The organism is Sulfuritalea sp., from assembly GCF_017302275.1.
GTDB lineage: Bacteria > Pseudomonadota > Gammaproteobacteria > Burkholderiales > Rhodocyclaceae > Sulfuritalea.
Genome location: NZ_JAFLDR010000035.1, coordinates 1 through 15,263, shown reverse-complemented (window position 1 = coordinate 15,263; position 15,263 = coordinate 1). Strand labels below are relative to the sequence as shown.

The 15,263-nt window shown below is 65.3% G+C and carries 15 protein-coding genes; 5 read left to right on the top strand and 10 right to left on the bottom strand.

Annotated elements, in window-relative coordinates:
- Position 1 precedes the first annotated feature (1 nt).
- From J0M27_RS16395 to J0M27_RS16375, 5 genes are all read right to left on the bottom strand, one after another.
- Entirely contained in the window at positions 2-1,864 is a 1,863-nt protein-coding gene (locus J0M27_RS16395) for a feruloyl-CoA synthase (protein WP_294994057.1), read from the bottom strand.
- 21 nt (positions 1,865-1,885) lie between these two features.
- The gene (locus J0M27_RS16390) at positions 1,886-3,034 is read right to left on the bottom strand and encodes an ABC transporter substrate-binding protein (RefSeq protein ID WP_294994053.1); all 1,149 of its coding nucleotides are present in this window, start codon (positions 3,032-3,034) and stop codon (positions 1,886-1,888) included.
- A 66-nt stretch (positions 3,035-3,100) separates the two neighbouring features.
- On the bottom strand, positions 3,101-3,847 hold the full coding sequence (locus J0M27_RS16385; protein WP_294994050.1) for an ABC transporter ATP-binding protein: 747 nt from the start codon (positions 3,845-3,847) through the stop codon (positions 3,101-3,103).
- Positions 3,844-5,628 carry a branched-chain amino acid ABC transporter ATP-binding protein/permease gene (locus tag J0M27_RS16380; RefSeq protein WP_294994047.1) on the bottom strand — a complete coding sequence of 595 codons (1,785 nt, stop codon included), beginning with the start codon at positions 5,626-5,628 and terminating at the stop codon, positions 3,844-3,846. The genes J0M27_RS16385 and J0M27_RS16380 overlap by 4 nt, the downstream gene beginning before the upstream one ends.
- Position 5,629: 1 nt before the next feature.
- The gene (locus J0M27_RS16375) at positions 5,630-6,673 is read right to left on the bottom strand and encodes a branched-chain amino acid ABC transporter permease (RefSeq protein WP_294994044.1); all 1,044 of its coding nucleotides are present in this window, start codon (positions 6,671-6,673) and stop codon (positions 5,630-5,632) included.
- A 48-nt stretch (positions 6,674-6,721) separates the two neighbouring features.
- Here J0M27_RS16375 and J0M27_RS16370 point away from each other — a divergent pair, with 48 nt between their 5' ends.
- Together J0M27_RS16370 and J0M27_RS16365 are read left to right on the top strand one after the other, a co-directional pair.
- Complete coding sequence (locus J0M27_RS16370; protein ID WP_294994041.1) at positions 6,722-6,907, top strand: hypothetical protein; 186 nt, start codon at positions 6,722-6,724, stop codon at positions 6,905-6,907.
- Between the two features lie 99 nt (positions 6,908-7,006).
- Complete coding sequence (locus J0M27_RS16365; protein ID WP_294994038.1) at positions 7,007-7,468, top strand: MarR family transcriptional regulator; 462 nt, start codon at positions 7,007-7,009, stop codon at positions 7,466-7,468.
- A 6-nt stretch (positions 7,469-7,474) separates the two neighbouring features.
- On the opposite strand, the gene J0M27_RS16360 is transcribed toward J0M27_RS16365, so the two are convergent.
- Positions 7,475-8,374: a LysR family transcriptional regulator gene (locus tag J0M27_RS16360; protein ID WP_294994035.1), complete on the bottom strand. Its 900-nt coding sequence runs from the start codon at positions 8,372-8,374 to the stop codon at positions 7,475-7,477.
- 152 nt (positions 8,375-8,526) lie between these two features.
- Here J0M27_RS16360 and J0M27_RS16355 point away from each other — a divergent pair, with 152 nt between their 5' ends.
- Genes J0M27_RS16355 through J0M27_RS16345 form a run of 3 tightly spaced genes read left to right on the top strand, consistent with a single transcriptional unit; the run spans position 8,527 to position 11,495 of the window.
- Entirely contained in the window at positions 8,527-9,564 is a 1,038-nt protein-coding gene (locus tag J0M27_RS16355) for a cupin domain-containing protein (RefSeq protein WP_294994031.1), read from the top strand.
- An 11-nt stretch (positions 9,565-9,575) separates the two neighbouring features.
- Positions 9,576-10,286 (top strand): fumarylacetoacetate hydrolase family protein, encoded by a 711-nt coding sequence (locus J0M27_RS16350; RefSeq protein WP_294994028.1) that lies wholly within the window; start codon positions 9,576-9,578, stop codon positions 10,284-10,286.
- Between the two features lie 18 nt (positions 10,287-10,304).
- Entirely contained in the window at positions 10,305-11,495 is a 1,191-nt protein-coding gene (locus J0M27_RS16345) for a 3-hydroxybenzoate 6-monooxygenase (protein ID WP_294994025.1), read from the top strand.
- 94 nt (positions 11,496-11,589) lie between these two features.
- Here the strand turns inward: J0M27_RS16345 and J0M27_RS16340 are convergent, their stop codons facing one another.
- Genes J0M27_RS16340 through J0M27_RS16325 form a run of 4 tightly spaced genes read right to left on the bottom strand, consistent with a single transcriptional unit; the run spans position 11,590 to position 15,086 of the window.
- Positions 11,590-12,303 (bottom strand): ABC transporter ATP-binding protein, encoded by a 714-nt coding sequence (locus J0M27_RS16340; protein ID WP_294994023.1) that lies wholly within the window; start codon positions 12,301-12,303, stop codon positions 11,590-11,592.
- Complete coding sequence (locus J0M27_RS16335; RefSeq protein ID WP_294994020.1) at positions 12,284-13,054, bottom strand: ABC transporter ATP-binding protein; 771 nt, start codon at positions 13,052-13,054, stop codon at positions 12,284-12,286. Before J0M27_RS16335 ends, J0M27_RS16340 begins: the two co-directional genes overlap by 20 nt.
- The gene (locus J0M27_RS16330) at positions 13,051-14,094 is read right to left on the bottom strand and encodes an ABC transporter ATP-binding protein (RefSeq protein WP_294994017.1); all 1,044 of its coding nucleotides are present in this window, start codon (positions 14,092-14,094) and stop codon (positions 13,051-13,053) included. The genes J0M27_RS16335 and J0M27_RS16330 overlap by 4 nt, the downstream gene beginning before the upstream one ends.
- Positions 14,094-15,086 carry a branched-chain amino acid ABC transporter permease gene (locus tag J0M27_RS16325; protein ID WP_294994014.1) on the bottom strand — a complete coding sequence of 331 codons (993 nt, stop codon included), beginning with the start codon at positions 15,084-15,086 and terminating at the stop codon, positions 14,094-14,096. The genes J0M27_RS16330 and J0M27_RS16325 overlap by 1 nt, the downstream gene beginning before the upstream one ends.
- Positions 15,087-15,263 lie beyond the last annotated feature (177 nt).

Here is a 15,263-nt window from a genome sequence, read left to right as displayed (position 1 = left end):
TTCAGATAAAAATGATGCTGGAATCGGGAACGTCGGAGTACAGCTCGACGACACGGTCGGCGCGGCGAGTCAGCACCGCGCGCTGGTTGATGTAGCCCTTGTCGGTGAGTTCGCCATGTTCGGATGAGGGCGGCTCGGCCATCAGCAGGGCGCGTGCCGGGTAGGTCGATGAACCGCCGCCGTGCTGCTTGAGACGCACCATGCCTTCGCGTACCCGCTCCTTGATCGCCGGATGGCCGACCACCTGGGCCGCCGGCACGTCGTCGCCGAGGCCGGCCAGGCGGCGGCATTCGCCGATGTTGGGAAACACCAGGAAGCCGATGTCGTCGCGGTCATGGCCGGTGAGCACGATGTCCTGGGCGATCGGCGACAAGGCGCTGATGCCGGCCACACGGATGCTGCCGACATGGACCCAGGTGCCGGAGAGCAGCTTGAAATCCTCGGCGACACGGCCGTCGAACAGCAGGCCCTGTTCGGGGCGCGCCGGATCGACGAAGGACACGGCGTCGCCGATCATGTAGAAACCTTCGTCATCGAAGGCCTTGGCGGTGAGCTCGGGCTGCTTCCAGTAGCCGGGGAAGAGGTTGGGCCCCTTGACGCGGACTTCCAGCTTGTCGGCCACCGGCACCAGCTTCAGGGTGGTACCGGGAATCGGCACGCCGATGACGCCGGAGCGCACGGCCTGGAAGTGGCAGTCGGTGCAGGCCGGCGCGGTTTCCGTCGAGCCCCACGACGAGAGCATGACCACGGGATGGCCCAGCTCCATCACGGCGAGGCGTTCGAGTTCGTCCCAGGTCGATTGCGGCAGCGCGGCGCCGGCATAGAAGATGATCTGCAGGCGCGAGAAGAAACTCTTGCGCAAGGCGGCGTTGTCGCGCAGCTCGGCGACAAGCAGGGCGTAGGCCAGGGGCACGCTGAAATAGATGGTGGGCGAGACGTCGGTGAGGTTGCGCACGGTCTTCGGCAGCAGGGCCGGCAGCGGCTTGCCGTCGTCGATGTAGAGGCTGCCGCCAAAGCGAACCACCTTGTTGAAATTGTGGCTGCCGCCGAAGACGTGGCTCCAGGGCAGCCAGTCGCAGATCACCGGCTTCTGCGTGTTGAGGAAGGGCCAGATGATGGATTTCATCTCGGCGTTGGAACACATCATGCGCTGGGTGGTGATCACCGCCTTGGGCGTGCCCACCGAACCCGAGGTGAACAGGAACTTGGCGATGGTATCGGGCGTGATCCTGGCGAATGCCGCCTTGACTGCTGCAAAATTCGCCGTGTCGTCAGCGCCGACTCTTTCGATCTCGGCGAAGGGCAGCGTGCCGGCCTGCGGCGCACTGCGGCTGCCGGCGACGACGACGCCGTCATGCAGCCCGGCGATGGCGTTGATCGCCGGCATGAAACGTTCGATGGTGTCGGCGAAGATGACACCGGGGCGAAGCAATTCGACGTTGGCCTTGAGCTTGAGGAAATCCTTGGACAAGAGCGAGTTGCCCGGCGAGACCGGGCTGATCGGCACGCCGACATGCAGGCAGGCCAGCATCAGCAGGGCATGCTCGACGCCGTTGTCGGAGAGCACCAGCACCGGCCGCTCGGGCGAGAGATTCTGCCCGAGCAGCCAGGTGGCGATGCGATAGACGCGCGCCAGCGCCTGCCCGTAAGTCACCTTGACCCATTCGCCATCCGCGCCGCGCTCGGCGATCAGGATGGCATCCGGGGTCTCGGCCGCCCAGCGTTCCAGCCATTCGCCGGAACAGCGGGCAAAGCCCGGCAGCTCCAGCTTGGAACGGAACAGCCGGCTACCGTCCGGCCGGGCTTCGAGGATGACGGCCGGATCGACGAACAGCTCGGCCGGCTTGCGGGCAATGGCGCTCATGCGACGTCCTTTGGCGTGGTGTTACTTCGAGATAACCTTGAAGGCGCCGTTCTGCACCTGCAGCAACACGCGGGCGCGTCCGTCGAAGCCGGAGTGGTCGGTCGGGCTGAAGTTGAAGACGCCATGCACGCCGGCGATCTCGCGCTCGCTCTCGATCGCATCGCGCAGCGCGGCACGGAACTCGGCGGTGCCCGGCTTGGCTTTCTTCAGTGCCACCGGAATCGCGCGCGAGGCGATGGCCCAGCCATCCCACATGTGGCCGCCGAAGGACGACAGCGAGTTCTGGCCGTACTTTGCCTCGTAGGCCTTGGCGTACTCGCCGCTGACTTTCTTCGAGGGATGCGAGTCGGGCAGTTGTTCCCACTCCAGCACCGGGCCGGCCACCAGGATGCCGTTCTCGACCGCCTTGCCGCCGTTCTTCAGGAAGACCGGCGAGGGTGCGCCGTGGGTCTGGTAGATCTGGCCCTTGTAGCCTCGCTCGGAGAGGGCCGCATGCGCCATCGCCGCCGGCGAACCCGAGGCGACGACCAGCACCGCGTCGGGCTTGAGGCTGACCAGCTTGATGACCTGGCCGGCGACCGAGGTGTCGGTGCGGGCAAAGCCCTCGATCGGGCCGAAGGTGACGCCATACTTGGGCGACAGGGCTTCCATGGCCTTGATCCAGACCTCGCCGTAGGCATCCGGGTGGTAGCCGAGGAAGGCCACGGTCTTGTAGACCTTGGACTTGGCGTGCTCAAGCAGCGGCTCGGCCATCAGGCCAATCGGCTGCGGCATCGTGAAAGTCCATTTGAACTTCTCGCCGTCCAGGCGGTTCGGCGCCAGGGCGATCAGCGGTGTCTTGCTGTCCGCCGCCGGACCGGCGGCCGCCATCACGCCGGGCGTCGTGGTGCCGGTCATCAGCATGTCCACCTTGGTCTCGCTGAGAAACTTGGCGACGTTTTTCGCCGTGGCCGTCGGGTCGGACGCGTCGTCGAGCACGATCCAGTTGATCTTCTCGCCGGCAATGCTGGTCGGGAACAACTGGGCGGTGTTCTTCTGCGGGCCGCCGAGCACGGCAGCGGGGCCGGTGGCGGACACGCTGACACCGATGTTGATGTCGGCCAGCGCAGCGGTGGCGCCGAACAGGGACAGGGCGATCACCAGCGGCTTGATGGACAGTTTGACTTTCATGTTTTCTCCTCGGTTTTGTGTGTAGGCAAACGACAGCGGTTGACTTGCAGGCACGGCGATAAAAAATCAGGCGGCGATGGAATGGCTGCCGCCAAGACCAAGATAGCTTTCGATCACGCGCGGATCATGGAGCAAGGCCTTGGCTTCGTTTTCCACCGCCACGCTGCCATTCTCCAACACATAGCCGTAATCGGCCACTTGCAGTGCAGCACGCGCGTTCTGTTCCACCAGCAGGATCGAAACGCCCATGCTCTTGAGCTGCACCACGATGCGCAGGATCTCCTTGACGATCAGCGGCGCCAGGCCGAGGCTGGGCTCGTCGAGCATCAGCAGCGTCGGCTTGGCCATCAGGGCGCGCCCCATGGCCAGCATCTGGCGCTCGCCGCCGGAGAGCGTGCCCGCCTCCTGCTTGTGGCGCTCGGCCAGGCGCGGAAAGATCGCGTACACCTCGTCCATGGTCTTGGCGTGGTCGCGGTCGCCACGGCGATGACGGGCAAAGGCGCCGAGCAGCAAATTGTCGGCCACCGACATCGAGCCGAACAGTTCGCGCTTTTCCGGCACCAGCACCAGCCCCTTGGCCACCAGCGCGTCGACCGACATGGCGCCCAGGGTCGAATGGCCCTGGTATTTCACTTCGCCGCGTGCCGGCAGGAGGCCCATCAGTGCCGAGAGCAGGGTGGTCTTGCCAGCGCCGTTGGGGCCGATGACGGTGACGATCTCGCCTTCGCGGATGCGTATGTTGACGTTGTGGATGGCCTCGACACGCCCGTAGTTGACGCACAGGCCGCTGGTTTCCATGATCACCGGCTTCATTCGTCGACACCTCCGAGGTAGGCTTCCAGCACCTTGGGATTGGTCTGGATTTCCTGCGGCAGGCCTTCGGCCAGGTATTCGCCGAATTCCATGACCAGCACGCGGTCGGCGAGGCCCATGACGAAGTCCATGTCGTGTTCCACCAGCAGGATGGCCATGCCCTCGCCACGCAGCTTGGCCAGCAGCTCGGCCAGCGCGCGCTTCTCCAGGTGACGCAGGCCGGCGGCGGGTTCGTCGAGCAGCAGCAGCGTCGGATCGCTGCACAGGGCACGGGCGATTTCGACGATGCGCTGCTTGCCCAGCGGCAGGCTGCCGCAGGTATCGAACAGGTGCTCGCCGAGGCCGCAACGCTGCAACTGGTGCGCGGCTTCCCAGAGCAGGCGGCGTTCCTCCTCGCGGTCGAGGCGCCAGGCGGACTGGACAAAGTTCTTGCGTCCGCGCAAATGCGCACCGATGGCGGCGTTCTCCAGCACGGTCATGTCCTGGTTGAGTCGCACGTGCTGGAAGCTGCGGCTCATGCCCAGCTTGGCTATTTCACGCGAGCCGAGTTGGTCGATCCTCTTGCCCATGAAGCGGATCTCGCCCTCGGTGGCCGGATTGACGCCGGAAATGCAGTTGAACAGCGTGCTCTTGCCCGCGCCGTTCGGCCCGATCAGGGCCATCACTTCGCCGGCGCGCACGGTCAGGTTCATCTTGTTATTCGCCACCAGGCCGCCGAAGCGCTTGGTCACCTCGATCACCCGCAGGACCTCGCTGCCCGGCGCCGGCGCATCGCGACGCGGCAGCGGCAGCGCCGGCTCGACCTCCCTCATCTGCTGCCGCTGGGGAGCGACAATGGCAAACACGCGCAGGAGGATAGGCCAGAGTCCGTCGCGCGCGCGATGCAGCACGACGATGGTCAGCAGGCCGAACACCACCATTTCGAAATTGCCGGTGGCGCCCAGCAGCTTGGGCAGCCAGTCCTGCAACCATTCCTTGAGGAAGCTGACCGCCGTGGCACCGAACACCGCACCCCAGACGGCGGAAGCGCCGCCGAGCACCGCCATGAACAGGTACTCGATGCCCTGGCCGAGCGAAAACGGCGTCGGATTGACGAAGCGTTGCAGGTGCGCATACAGCCAGCCCGAGACGCAGGCAAACTGCGCGGCGATCATGAACAGCACCATGCGGTAGCGCAGCGTGTTGATACCCATCGCCTCGGTCATGGTCATGGCGCGCAGGCAGCGCATGGCGCGTCCCTCGCGCGAGTCGAGCATGTTCTGGGTGGTGATGATCGCCGCCAGCAGGGTGATCCAGATCACATAGAAGAAGGCGCGGCTGGAACCGAGCTCCAGGCCGAACAGGTCCACCGGCGGAATGCCGTCGATGCCGCCATGGCCGCCCAGCGCCTGCACGTTGCCGAAGATGAAGTACAGCGAGATGCCCCAGGCGATGGTACCCAGCGGCAGGAAGTGGCCCGACAGGCGCAGGGTGATGAAACCCAGCGCCAGCGACACGGCCGTGGTGATCACCATGCCGACGATCAGCGTGCCCCAGGGCGACATTCCATGGCGCGTGGTCAGGTAGGCGGTCGCGTAGGCGCCAAGCCCGACGAAGGCCGCCTGGCCGAAAGAGGTCAACCCGCCGATGCCGGTGAGCAGCACCAGGCCCAGTGCCACCAGGGCGTAAAGGCCGATGTAATTGACGATGGTCACCGTGAACTGCGCGGCAAACAGCGGCAACATGGCCAAGCCAAGCAGGAAGGCAATCAGGACACGATTGGACGTCAGCAAGGCGGCCATCTCAGTGGTCCTCCTCGTCGTCGATGTGCTTCGTGGTCAGCGACTGGTAGAGCAGCACCGGAATGATCAGGGTGAACACGATCACTTCCTTGTAGGCCGAGGCGTAAAAGGACGAATAGGATTCGAGCAGGCCGACCAGGACCGCGCCGGCCGCCGCCAGCGGATAGGAGACCAGGCCGCCGATGATGGCGCCGACGAAACCCTTGAGGCCGACCAGGAAGCCGGTGTCATAGTAGATCGTGGTGATCGGCGCGATCAGGATGCCCGAAAAGGCGCCGACCAGCGCCGACAGCGTGAAGCAGAGCTTGCCCGCGAGGTCCGCCGAAATGCCCATCAGGCGCGCGCCGGTACGGTTGATGGCGGTGGCGCGCAGGGCCTTGCCGTAGATCGAGTGCTCGAAAAACAGCGCCAGACCGGCGATCAGCAGCGCCGCGATGCCGACGATCCAGATGGTCTGGTACTGGACATAGGCTGGCCCCAGGGTCACGCCGCCATCGGTGAAAGGCGGGATGCGGGCACCCTCGGCGCCGAAGAAATACAGCCCCATGCCGACCATGACGAAGTGCACCGCAACCGCAACGATCAACAGCAGCAGCACGCTGGCCTCCGCCACCGGCTGAAAGGCCAGGCGATAGACCTGCGGCCCCAGCGGTACGACGAAGGCCAGGGCGATCAGCACCTGCAACACGTATGCCAGATCCTTCAGCGGCAGCTGGCGCACCACGATCACCGCCAGGATGGGCAGCACCGCGTTCTTGAAAATGACCATCGGCAGGCGCGCCTTCGCGCCTTCGCGGATCGCGGCCACGCTGTCGACGATGGCGACGGCAATACCCAGCGTGACCACCAGCCACATCGTCGGCGGCAGGAAGCCGGCATTGACCGCGGCCATCGACAACGCGCCGTAGGCGACGAATTCCCCCTGGGGAATGTAGATCACGCGGGTGACGGCAAACACCAGTACCAGCGCCAGTGAGAGCAGCGCATAGATGGCGCCGTTGGTGATGCCATCCTGGGCCAGCAACAGGGCGACGGCCGCATCCACGCCGATTACACCGGATGCGACCGCAACGGGGTCGCCGAGTTCTTGGACATGCTCACGCTCTCCTCGGGTACTTCACGGACACCGCCTGCCGGTCCCGGCACATCTGCGCGCGCCTGGCTGACCTTGGATGAGGAGCGGATTCTGCGGGTCAAGCGTGTCGATGTCAACCTGTTTTATATCGAACTATTAAGATTTCTGCAAAATAATCATTCTCTAATGCTTTGGTTTGGATGAAATTTTTGTGCAGCACAGCAATGGAATTGCGCAATACGTAAACTTGTTCGATGTCAAATTAGATGGCAAACTGTTTTATCGACCCATTCCAGAAACGCCATGCCCGCCAGCCGCAAACCACCCTCGATCGGATGCCTCGCCAGCCATGTCGGCTTCCACCTGCGCCTCGCGCAGTTGGCGGTGTTCGAGCATTTCGGCAACGCGCTGAGCGAGATCGACGTGTCGCCCGCGATTTTTTCCGTGCTCGAGGTTCTGCAACAAAACGACGGCATCACCCAGTCGAAACTGGCTGCCACGGTGCGACTGGAACGCTCGTCGATGGTGCCGATGCTGGACAAGCTTTCGCGCCGAGGCTTGCTCGAACGACGCGCCTCGACCACCGACCGGCGCCATAACCACCTGCACCTGACCGACGCCGGGCGCGAGCTGCTGGCCGAGGCGGTCCGCCGCGCCTCCCAGCACGAAAAGGAAGTCTGCAAACCCTTTACGATTGCCGAGAAGAAGCTCTTGCTGGAACTCCTCGGCCGTTTTCGCGCGTCGAAAAAATCCGAATCCGCCTGAGCGCGATCAGGCCGCGCCGGCGAGCAGGCGCGACACCAGCCGCCGCAGCCAGCGATTGCCTTCATCGTGGTGATAGCGTCCGTGCCAGTGCTGCTTGACCTCGTACTCCGGCAGCGGGAACGGCACCGGCAGGAAGCGGAAGGCTCCGCGCCCCTGCAGCACGTCGCCCAACCGACGCGGCACGGTCAGCACCAGGTCGGTGTGCTCGATGACGAAGGCCGCGCCGAGGAAGCTTGGAATTTTCAACGCGATGCGGCGCTTGATGCCTTGGCGCGCGATCTCCCGTTCGAGGATGGTCGGCGCCGCCCCGGAGGAACTGATCACCGCGTGGTCCTCGACTTCGAAGCGGGCCAGGTCGAGGCTGTCGCCGATGCGCGGATGGTCGCGCGCCACCATGCAGACGAAGCTCTGCACGAACAGCGACTGCTGGTGGAAGCCCGCCTCCAGTTGCGGCAAGAAGCCCACCGCGAGGTCGGCCTCGCCGCTTTCCAGCAGGCGCGCAGTGTCGCTGCTCATGGGGATGATCTCGATGCGGATGCCGGGCGCCGTTTCGCGCAGCGTTTCCCATAGGCGCGGCAGCAGCACCAACTGGCTTATGTCGGTCATGCAGATGCGGAAGCTGCGTTCCGAGGTCGCAGGGTCGAATTCGCCGCGATGGCCTAGCACTTTCTCCACGGCGGCCAGCACCTCGCGCACCGGTTGCACCAGGCCCTCGCTGAAGGGCGTCGGTTCCATGCCGTTCGAGGTGCGCACGAACAGCGGGTTGCCGAAATGGTGGCGCAGCTTGGCCAGCGCAACGCTGACCGCCGGCTGGCCGAGGTCGAGCGCTTCCGCCGCCGCCGTCACGCTGCGTGTCTTGTAGATCGCGTCGAACACCATCAGCAGGCGAATGTCGATTGCGTCCATGGCTTGGGTCTCTATTCGAATTTCGAATACTTTATATCGTAATTCGCGGATTTACGGGCCAAGCACGCCCGTCTAGTATTCGCTGCAATGAATAAAGCGTCGATGGCGCAGATCATTCGACCCGCCATTGCACCGCCGACCAAGGAGCGAAGATGAACGAACTGGGCCGCCTCGAAGACCTGCCGGAGGACTACCGCGCCGCACTGACCAAGAAGAACCTGGTGCCCCTGTGGCCCAGCCTGCGGGCCGTGCTGCCGCCGGGCAAGCCGGCGATCAGGACGCAGCCCACCTGCTGGCCCTACCAGGGTCTGCGTCCCCTGCTGATGCGCGCCGGGGAACTGACGCCGATCGAGAAAGCCGAGCGCCGCGTGCTGGTGCTGGCCAATCCTGGCCACGGCCTCGAAAAGATGCAGGCGAGTTCGACCATCTACCTCGGCATGCAGTTGCTGCAACCGGGCGAGTGGGCGCCCTCGCACCGCCACACGCCCAATGCCGTGCGCATGATCGTCGAGGGAGAGGGCGCCTACACCACGGTCGAAGGCGAGAAATGCCCGATGAGTCGCGGCGACCTGATCCTGACGCCCACCGGCATGTGGCACGAGCACGGCCACGACGGCAACGAACCCGTGGTCTGGCTAGACGTGCTCGACCTGCCCATCGTCTACTACTGCGAAGCCTCCTACGTCACAGAAGGCAAGGCGCAGACGGTCACCACCGAGGGCGTGGATCGCGACTACCGGCGCGGCGGCGTCTTGCCATCGCCGATGTTCGCCCGCAGCCGATCGACCTTCCCCATGCTGCGCTACCCCTGGGCCGACGTGCGCGGGACGCTGGAATCCATCGCCGCGCGGCGGCCCGAAATCGAGGCGGTGCAGGTCGCCTATGTCAATCCCGAAAACGGCCACGACTGCCAGCGCATCCTCGGCTATTCGGCATTGATGCTGCGTCCCGGCGAGCGGCTGAATCTTCCGGCACGCTCCACCGCAATGGTATTCCACCAGATCGAGGGCGCCGCCTCGGTCGGCGCCGCCGGCATAGAGTTCGCGCTCGATGCCGCCGATACCTGCTGCATTCCCGGTTACGCGCCGATCACGCTGGCCAACCGCTCAAGCGAGCGTCCCGCGTTCATCTTCATCGCCGACGACGCGCCACTGCAGAAAAAGCTCGGCGTCTACGAAATCCGCAACTGAAGGGAAATCACATGTCCACAGCCAACTTCGTCTTCGCGCCCCCCGCCACGCCCGCCTTGCCGTTGATCGGCACGGCCGCCCGCTTTCCGGTCCACCGCATTTTCTGCGTCGGTCGCAACTATCACGCCCACGCGCTGGAGATGGGCAACCCGGTCGATAAGGCGACGATGAAGCCCTTTTACTTCACCAAGTCGCCCTCCGCCCTGGTGGACTCCGGCGCCACCGTGCCCTACCCCTGCGGCACCGCCAACTACCACTACGAGATGGAGCTCATCGTCGCCATCGGCGCCCACGGCTTCCGCCTCGCCGAAGCCGACGCGCCGCGAATGATCTTCGGCTATGCCGCCGGCCTCGACCTGACGCGCCGCGACCTGCAGCTCGTGGCCCGCGAGCAGGGCCGGCCCTGGGATCTGGGCAAGGATTTCGAGAAGTCCGCCGTGTGCGCGCCCATCCTGCCGGTCGGCGATCTCGGCGTGTTGACGGGCGGCGCCATCACGCTGCAGGTCAATGGCGAAACGAAGCAGAGTGCCGACCTCTCGCAACTGATCTGGAACATTCCCGAGCTGCTGGCCGACCTTTCGAAGTTCTACCACCTCGAACCCGGCGACATCATCTACACCGGCACGCCCGAGGGCGTCGGACCCGTCAAGCCGGGTGATCGCATCAGCGGCCACATCGACGGCGTCGGCGACGTTGCCCTGAACGTCGGCCAGGCCGAATAAGCGCGAAGGTATCCACCGATGAACGAATCATTGCCCGTACTCGTCGCCGGCGGCGGCATCGGCGGCCTCGCCGCCGCGCTGGCCCTGGTGCGCCAGGGCTTCAGCGTCAAGGTGCTGGAGCAGTCGCCGCAGATCGGCGAAATCGGCGCCGGCATCCAGCTCGGCCCCAACGCCTTCCACGCCTTCGACGCGCTCGGCGTCGGCGAGAAGGCGCGCGGCCGCGCCGTGTATACCGATTACATGATCATGCACGACGCCATCGACGAGTACGTCGTCGGTCGCATCCCCACCGGCGATGCCTTCCGCCAGCGCTTCGGCAACCCCTACGCGGTGATCCATCGCCAGGACGTACACAGCTCGCTGCTGGAAGGCGCACGGGAGACCGGGCGGGTCGAGTTTCTGACCTCGACCCGCGTCGAGCGCATCGAGCAGGATGCCGACAGCGTCACTGTGATCGACCAGCACGGCCGGTCCCATCGCGGATTCGCGCTGATCGGCGCCGACGGCGTCAAATCGGTGGTGCGCGCGCAGTACGTCAATGATCCGCCGCGCGTCACCGGCCATGTGGTGTATCGGGCGGTGGTGGACAAGAAGGATTTTCCGCCCGATTTGCAGTGGAATGCAGCCAGCATCTGGGTCGGTCCCAACTGCCATCTGGTGCACTATCCGCTGCGCGGCGGCGAGCAATACAACGTGGTGGTCACTTTCCACAGCCGCCAGCAGGAGGAATGGGGCGTCACCGAAGGCAGCAAGGAGGAGGTGCAAAGCTACTTCCAGGGCATCTGCCCGCGCGCGCGCCAGTTGATCGACCTGCCGAAATCCTGGAAGCGCTGGGCCACGGCGGACCGCGAACCGATCGGCCAATGGATCTTCGGCCGCGCCATGCTGCTGGGCGACGCCGCGCATCCGACCACACAATACATGGCGCAGGGCGCCTGCATGGCGATGGAAGACGCGGTGACGCTCGGCGAGGCCCTGCGCGTCAATGACAACGATTTCATCAAGGCCTTTGCGCTCTACCAGCGGTCGCGCGTCGCCCGCACCGCGCGCATCGTGCTTTCCTCGCGCGAGATGGGTCGCATCTACCACGCCAAGGATGTCGAGCGACTGGTGCGCAACGACTTGTGGAAAGGCCGCACGCCGGAACGCTTCTACGACGCGATGGAATGGCTCTACGGCTGGAACGTGGGTAACTGCCTTGCAGACTGAGAATGTGCGAGCCGCGCGGTATATCGCGTCGTGTCGCCAGCGCCGGCAGCAAGGAACACCGTCTCCGGCTTTGCCGCAGAAATGGCTCTTGAATTTACTCGCCGAGGTAGGCAGCCCGCACCCGCGGATCGGCGAGCAGCGCCGCCGAGGTATCGGCAAGCGTGATCGCGCCGCTTTCCATGACATAGCCGCGCGCGCAGAGTTCCAGCGCGAGCTTCGCGTTCTGTTCGACCAGCAGGATGGTCATGCCTTCGGCGGCGACGGCGCGGATCACCTCGAAGACCTTTTCCACCATCAGTGGCGCCAGGCCCATCGAAGGCTCGTCGAGTAGCAGCAGTCGGGGACGACCCATCAGGGCGCGGCCGATGGCCAGCATCTGCTGTTCGCCGCCGGAAAGCGTGCCGGCGACTTGCGTCGCGCGCTCGCGCAGGCGCGGCAGCAGGCAGTGGATGCGTTCGAGGTCGGCGGCGATACCTGCCCTGTCGTCGCGGTGGTAGGCGCCCATGGCAAGGTTCTCTGCGACGGTGAGGCGGGCGAAAATGCCGCGCCCCTCGGGCACCAGGGCGATACCCTTGCGGATCAGATCGTGCGCCGGCAGGGCGTCGATGCGCTCGCTGCCGTAGTGGATTTCGCCGCGGGCGGGAATCATGCGCGCCAGGGCTTTCAGGGTCGAGGTCTTGCCGGCGCCGTTGGCGCCGATCAGGCAGACCATCTCGCCTTCCTCGACAGCGAAGGAGATGCCCTTGACGGCGGCTATGCCGCCGTAGTGAATCTGTAGATTCAGGGCCTCAATGAGCGCTCGTGCCAAGGTAGGCCTCGATCACCTTCGGATTGTTCTTTACCGCTTCCGGCACGTCCTCGGCGATCTTCTCGCCGTACTCGAGCACGGCGACACGGTCGCACAGGCCCATCACCAGCTTGACGTCGTGCTCGATCAGCAGCACGGTGAGGCCGTCCTTGCGCAGCCCCTCGATCAACTGGCGCAGGCCGACGGTCTCGGTAGCGTTCATGCCGGCGGCCGGTTCGTCGAGCGCCAGCAGTTGCGGCTCGGTGGCGAGCGCCCTGGCGATTTCGAGCCGGCGCTGGTCGCCGTAGGAAAGATTACGCGCCAGGTCGTCGGCGCGGTCGGCAATGCCGACGTAATGCAGCAGTTCGGAGGCTGAGCGGCGGATCGCGGCTTCCTCCGCGCGCTCGGCGGGGGTGCGCAAGATGGCGCCGAAGACGCCGGCCCGGGTGCGCACGTGCCGGCCGACCATGACGTTCTCGCGCGCCGTCATGTTGCCGAACAGGCGGATGTTCTGGAAGGTGCGGGCGATGCCGGCGGCGGCCACGGTGTGCGGGCTTTCCAGGGTCAAAGGCCTGCCGGCAAAGAGCACTTCGCCGCCGTCGCGCGGGTAGAGGCCGGTGAACACGTTGAACAGCGTGGTCTTGCCCGCGCCGTTGGGGCCGATCAGGCCGTAAATCTCGCCGCGGCGAATGGTCAGCGAGACATCCTTCAGTGCCTGCACGCCACCGAATTTCTTGCCGATATTGCGGGCTTCGAGCAGTACCCCGGTCATTTTCGATCCGCGTCGAGTTCGCGCTTGTGCCGCGTCTCCGGCCACAGGCCGGCCGGGCGGAAACGCATGGTCAGCACCAGCGCCAGGCCGAAGATCAGCATGCGCAGCACTTCGGGATCGACCAGCATCCTGCCGAACAGCGCCTTCTGTGCCGGCTCCACCGTATAGCGCAGCAACTCGGGCATGAAGGAGAGCAGCGCGGCGCCGGCGATCACGCCCCAGATGTTGCCCATGCCACCCAGCACCACCATGGCCAGGATCATGATCGATTCGTTGAGGATGAAGCTCTCGGGGCTGACGAAGCCCTGGATCGCGGCAAACATGCCGCCGGCGATGCCGCCGAACGACGCCCCCATGGCGAAGGCCAGCAGCTTGATGTTGCGCGTGTTGATGCCGGCGGCCTTGGCGGCGATCTCGTCCTCGCGGATCGCCACCCAGGCGCGGCCGATGCGCGAATCCTGCAGCCGCCGGTTGATGACGATGACGGCGAGCAGCACCAGCAGCAGGAAGTAGTAGTACTTGATCGGCCCGCTGAGTGCGCCGGAATTGGCGCTAAAGCTGAAGTCGCCGAGGCGGAAGGGGTCGATCAGGTTGATGCCCTTCGGGCCGTTGGTGATGTTCACCGGCGCCGAGAGGTTGTTCATGAAAATGCGCACGATCTCGCCGAAGCCCAGCGTGACGATGGCGAGGTAGTCGCCGCGCAGCCGAAGAGTCGGCGCTCCCAGCACGGCGCCGGCGATGCCGGCCACCGCGGCGCCGAGCGGCAGGATGAGCCAGAAGGGCAGGTGCAGGCCGAAATGCGGCGAGGCCAGCAGCGCATAGACGTAGGCGCCGACGGCGAAGAAAGCGACATAGCCGAGGTCGAGCAGGCCGGCAAAGCCGACCACGATATTGAGGCCGAGCGAGAGCAGGACGAAGAGCACGGCGAAGTTGGTGATGCGTACCCAGGCAGTGCCGGCCATCGCCAGCACGAAGGGCAGGGCGATGAGCGCCACTGCGATGCAGGCCAGGCCCAATTTCTCTTTCTTGCTCCAGCCCATCAGGCTCTTTCCGAGACCCGTTCACCAAGCAGGCCGGAGGGCCGGAACACCAGCACCAGTATCAGCATCAGGAAGGCGAACACATCCTGGTAGTTGCTGCCGAACAGCACGAAGTGCCCGCCATCGACGCAGCGCTCGCCCATCCAGCCGCCGTCGGCGGCGCCCGGCCAGCGGCAGAGGTCGGTGAATTCGCCGATGTAACCGGTGCCCAGCGCTTCGACCAGCCCCAGCAGCAGGCCGCCGACCATGGCGCCGGGCAGGTTGCCGATGCCGCCCAGTACGGCGGCGGAGAAGGCCTTGAGGCCGAGGGTGAAGCCCATCGTGTAATGGGCGATACCGTAATAGGTGCCGAACATGACGCCGGCCACGGCGCCGAGTCCCGCGCCGATGACGAAGGTGGCGGCGATCACGCGGTCGGCATTGACGCCCATCAGGCCCGCGACGTGGACGTTCTCGGCGGTGGCGCGGATCGCGATGCCGAAGCGCGTGCGATAGACGAACCACGAGAGGCCGGCCATCATCACCATCGACAACAGGATGATGGCTATCTGCACGCCGCTGATGGCGGCACCGCCGATGGCGAAGCTCGGGTTGTCGATGATCTGTGGAAATGCCAGCGGATTTCGGCCCCAGGCCAGCAGCGCAAGGTGCTGCAGGATGATGGACATGCCGATCGCCGTGATCAGCGGCGCCAGGCGCGGCGCGTGGCGCAAGGGGCGGTAGGCGACCCGTTCCAGCGAGTAGCCGATCGCCATGCAGGCCGGAATTGCGGCCAGCACTCCGGCAAGGACGATGGCCAGCGGCGGCAGCGCGCTGCCGGCGAGCGAGGTGATCACGCCGAAGGCCACCATGGCACCGATCATGACCACTTCGCCATGGGCGAAATTGATCAGCTGGATCACGCCATAGACCATGGTGTAGCCGAGCGCCACGACGGCGTAAACGCTGCCGGTGGTGAGGCCGTTGATGATCTGCTGGAGCAGGATGTCCATGGGTCACGTGTGCCGAACAAATCGCAAGGATACCGTCTCCGCATCCTGCGGAGGTTTTGCGCGCCGGGATTCCGTTTCGCGGGCCGGCGATAAAAACGGGGAAGCCGCGTGTGGCGACTTCCCCGTTCGGTTCAGTGCGAGCTTACTTCTTTGCCGGAGCCGGAGCCGGAGCCGAAG

What these genes read in the sequence shown, in the direction of transcription:
- J0M27_RS16380 (WP_294994047.1), bottom strand. Translation starts at nt 5,628, where the DNA reads ATGGCCGCCTTGCTGACGTCCAATCGTGTCCTGATTGCCTTCCTGCTT.
- J0M27_RS16350 (WP_294994028.1), top strand. Translation starts at nt 9,576, where the DNA reads ATGTCCACAGCCAACTTCGTCTTCGCGCCCCCCGCCACGCCCGCCTTG.
- J0M27_RS16390 (WP_294994053.1), bottom strand. Translation starts at nt 3,034, where the DNA reads ATGAAAGTCAAACTGTCCATCAAGCCGCTGGTGATCGCCCTGTCCCTG.
- J0M27_RS16330 (WP_294994017.1), bottom strand. Translation starts at nt 14,094, where the DNA reads ATGGGCTGGAGCAAGAAAGAGAAATTGGGCCTGGCCTGCATCGCAGTG.
- J0M27_RS16325 (WP_294994014.1), bottom strand. Translation starts at nt 15,086, where the DNA reads ATGGACATCCTGCTCCAGCAGATCATCAACGGCCTCACCACCGGCAGC.
- J0M27_RS16385 (WP_294994050.1), bottom strand. Translation starts at nt 3,847, where the DNA reads ATGAAGCCGGTGATCATGGAAACCAGCGGCCTGTGCGTCAACTACGGG.
- J0M27_RS16355 (WP_294994031.1), top strand. Translation starts at nt 8,527, where the DNA reads ATGAACGAACTGGGCCGCCTCGAAGACCTGCCGGAGGACTACCGCGCC.
- J0M27_RS16365 (WP_294994038.1), top strand. Translation starts at nt 7,007, where the DNA reads ATGCCCGCCAGCCGCAAACCACCCTCGATCGGATGCCTCGCCAGCCAT.
- J0M27_RS16345 (WP_294994025.1), top strand. Translation starts at nt 10,305, where the DNA reads ATGAACGAATCATTGCCCGTACTCGTCGCCGGCGGCGGCATCGGCGGC.
- J0M27_RS16395 (WP_294994057.1), bottom strand. Translation starts at nt 1,864, where the DNA reads ATGAGCGCCATTGCCCGCAAGCCGGCCGAGCTGTTCGTCGATCCGGCC.
- J0M27_RS16360 (WP_294994035.1), bottom strand. Translation starts at nt 8,374, where the DNA reads ATGGACGCAATCGACATTCGCCTGCTGATGGTGTTCGACGCGATCTAC.
- J0M27_RS16370 (WP_294994041.1), top strand. Translation starts at nt 6,722, where the DNA reads ATGCTCACGCTCTCCTCGGGTACTTCACGGACACCGCCTGCCGGTCCC.
- J0M27_RS16335 (WP_294994020.1), bottom strand. Translation starts at nt 13,054, where the DNA reads ATGACCGGGGTACTGCTCGAAGCCCGCAATATCGGCAAGAAATTCGGT.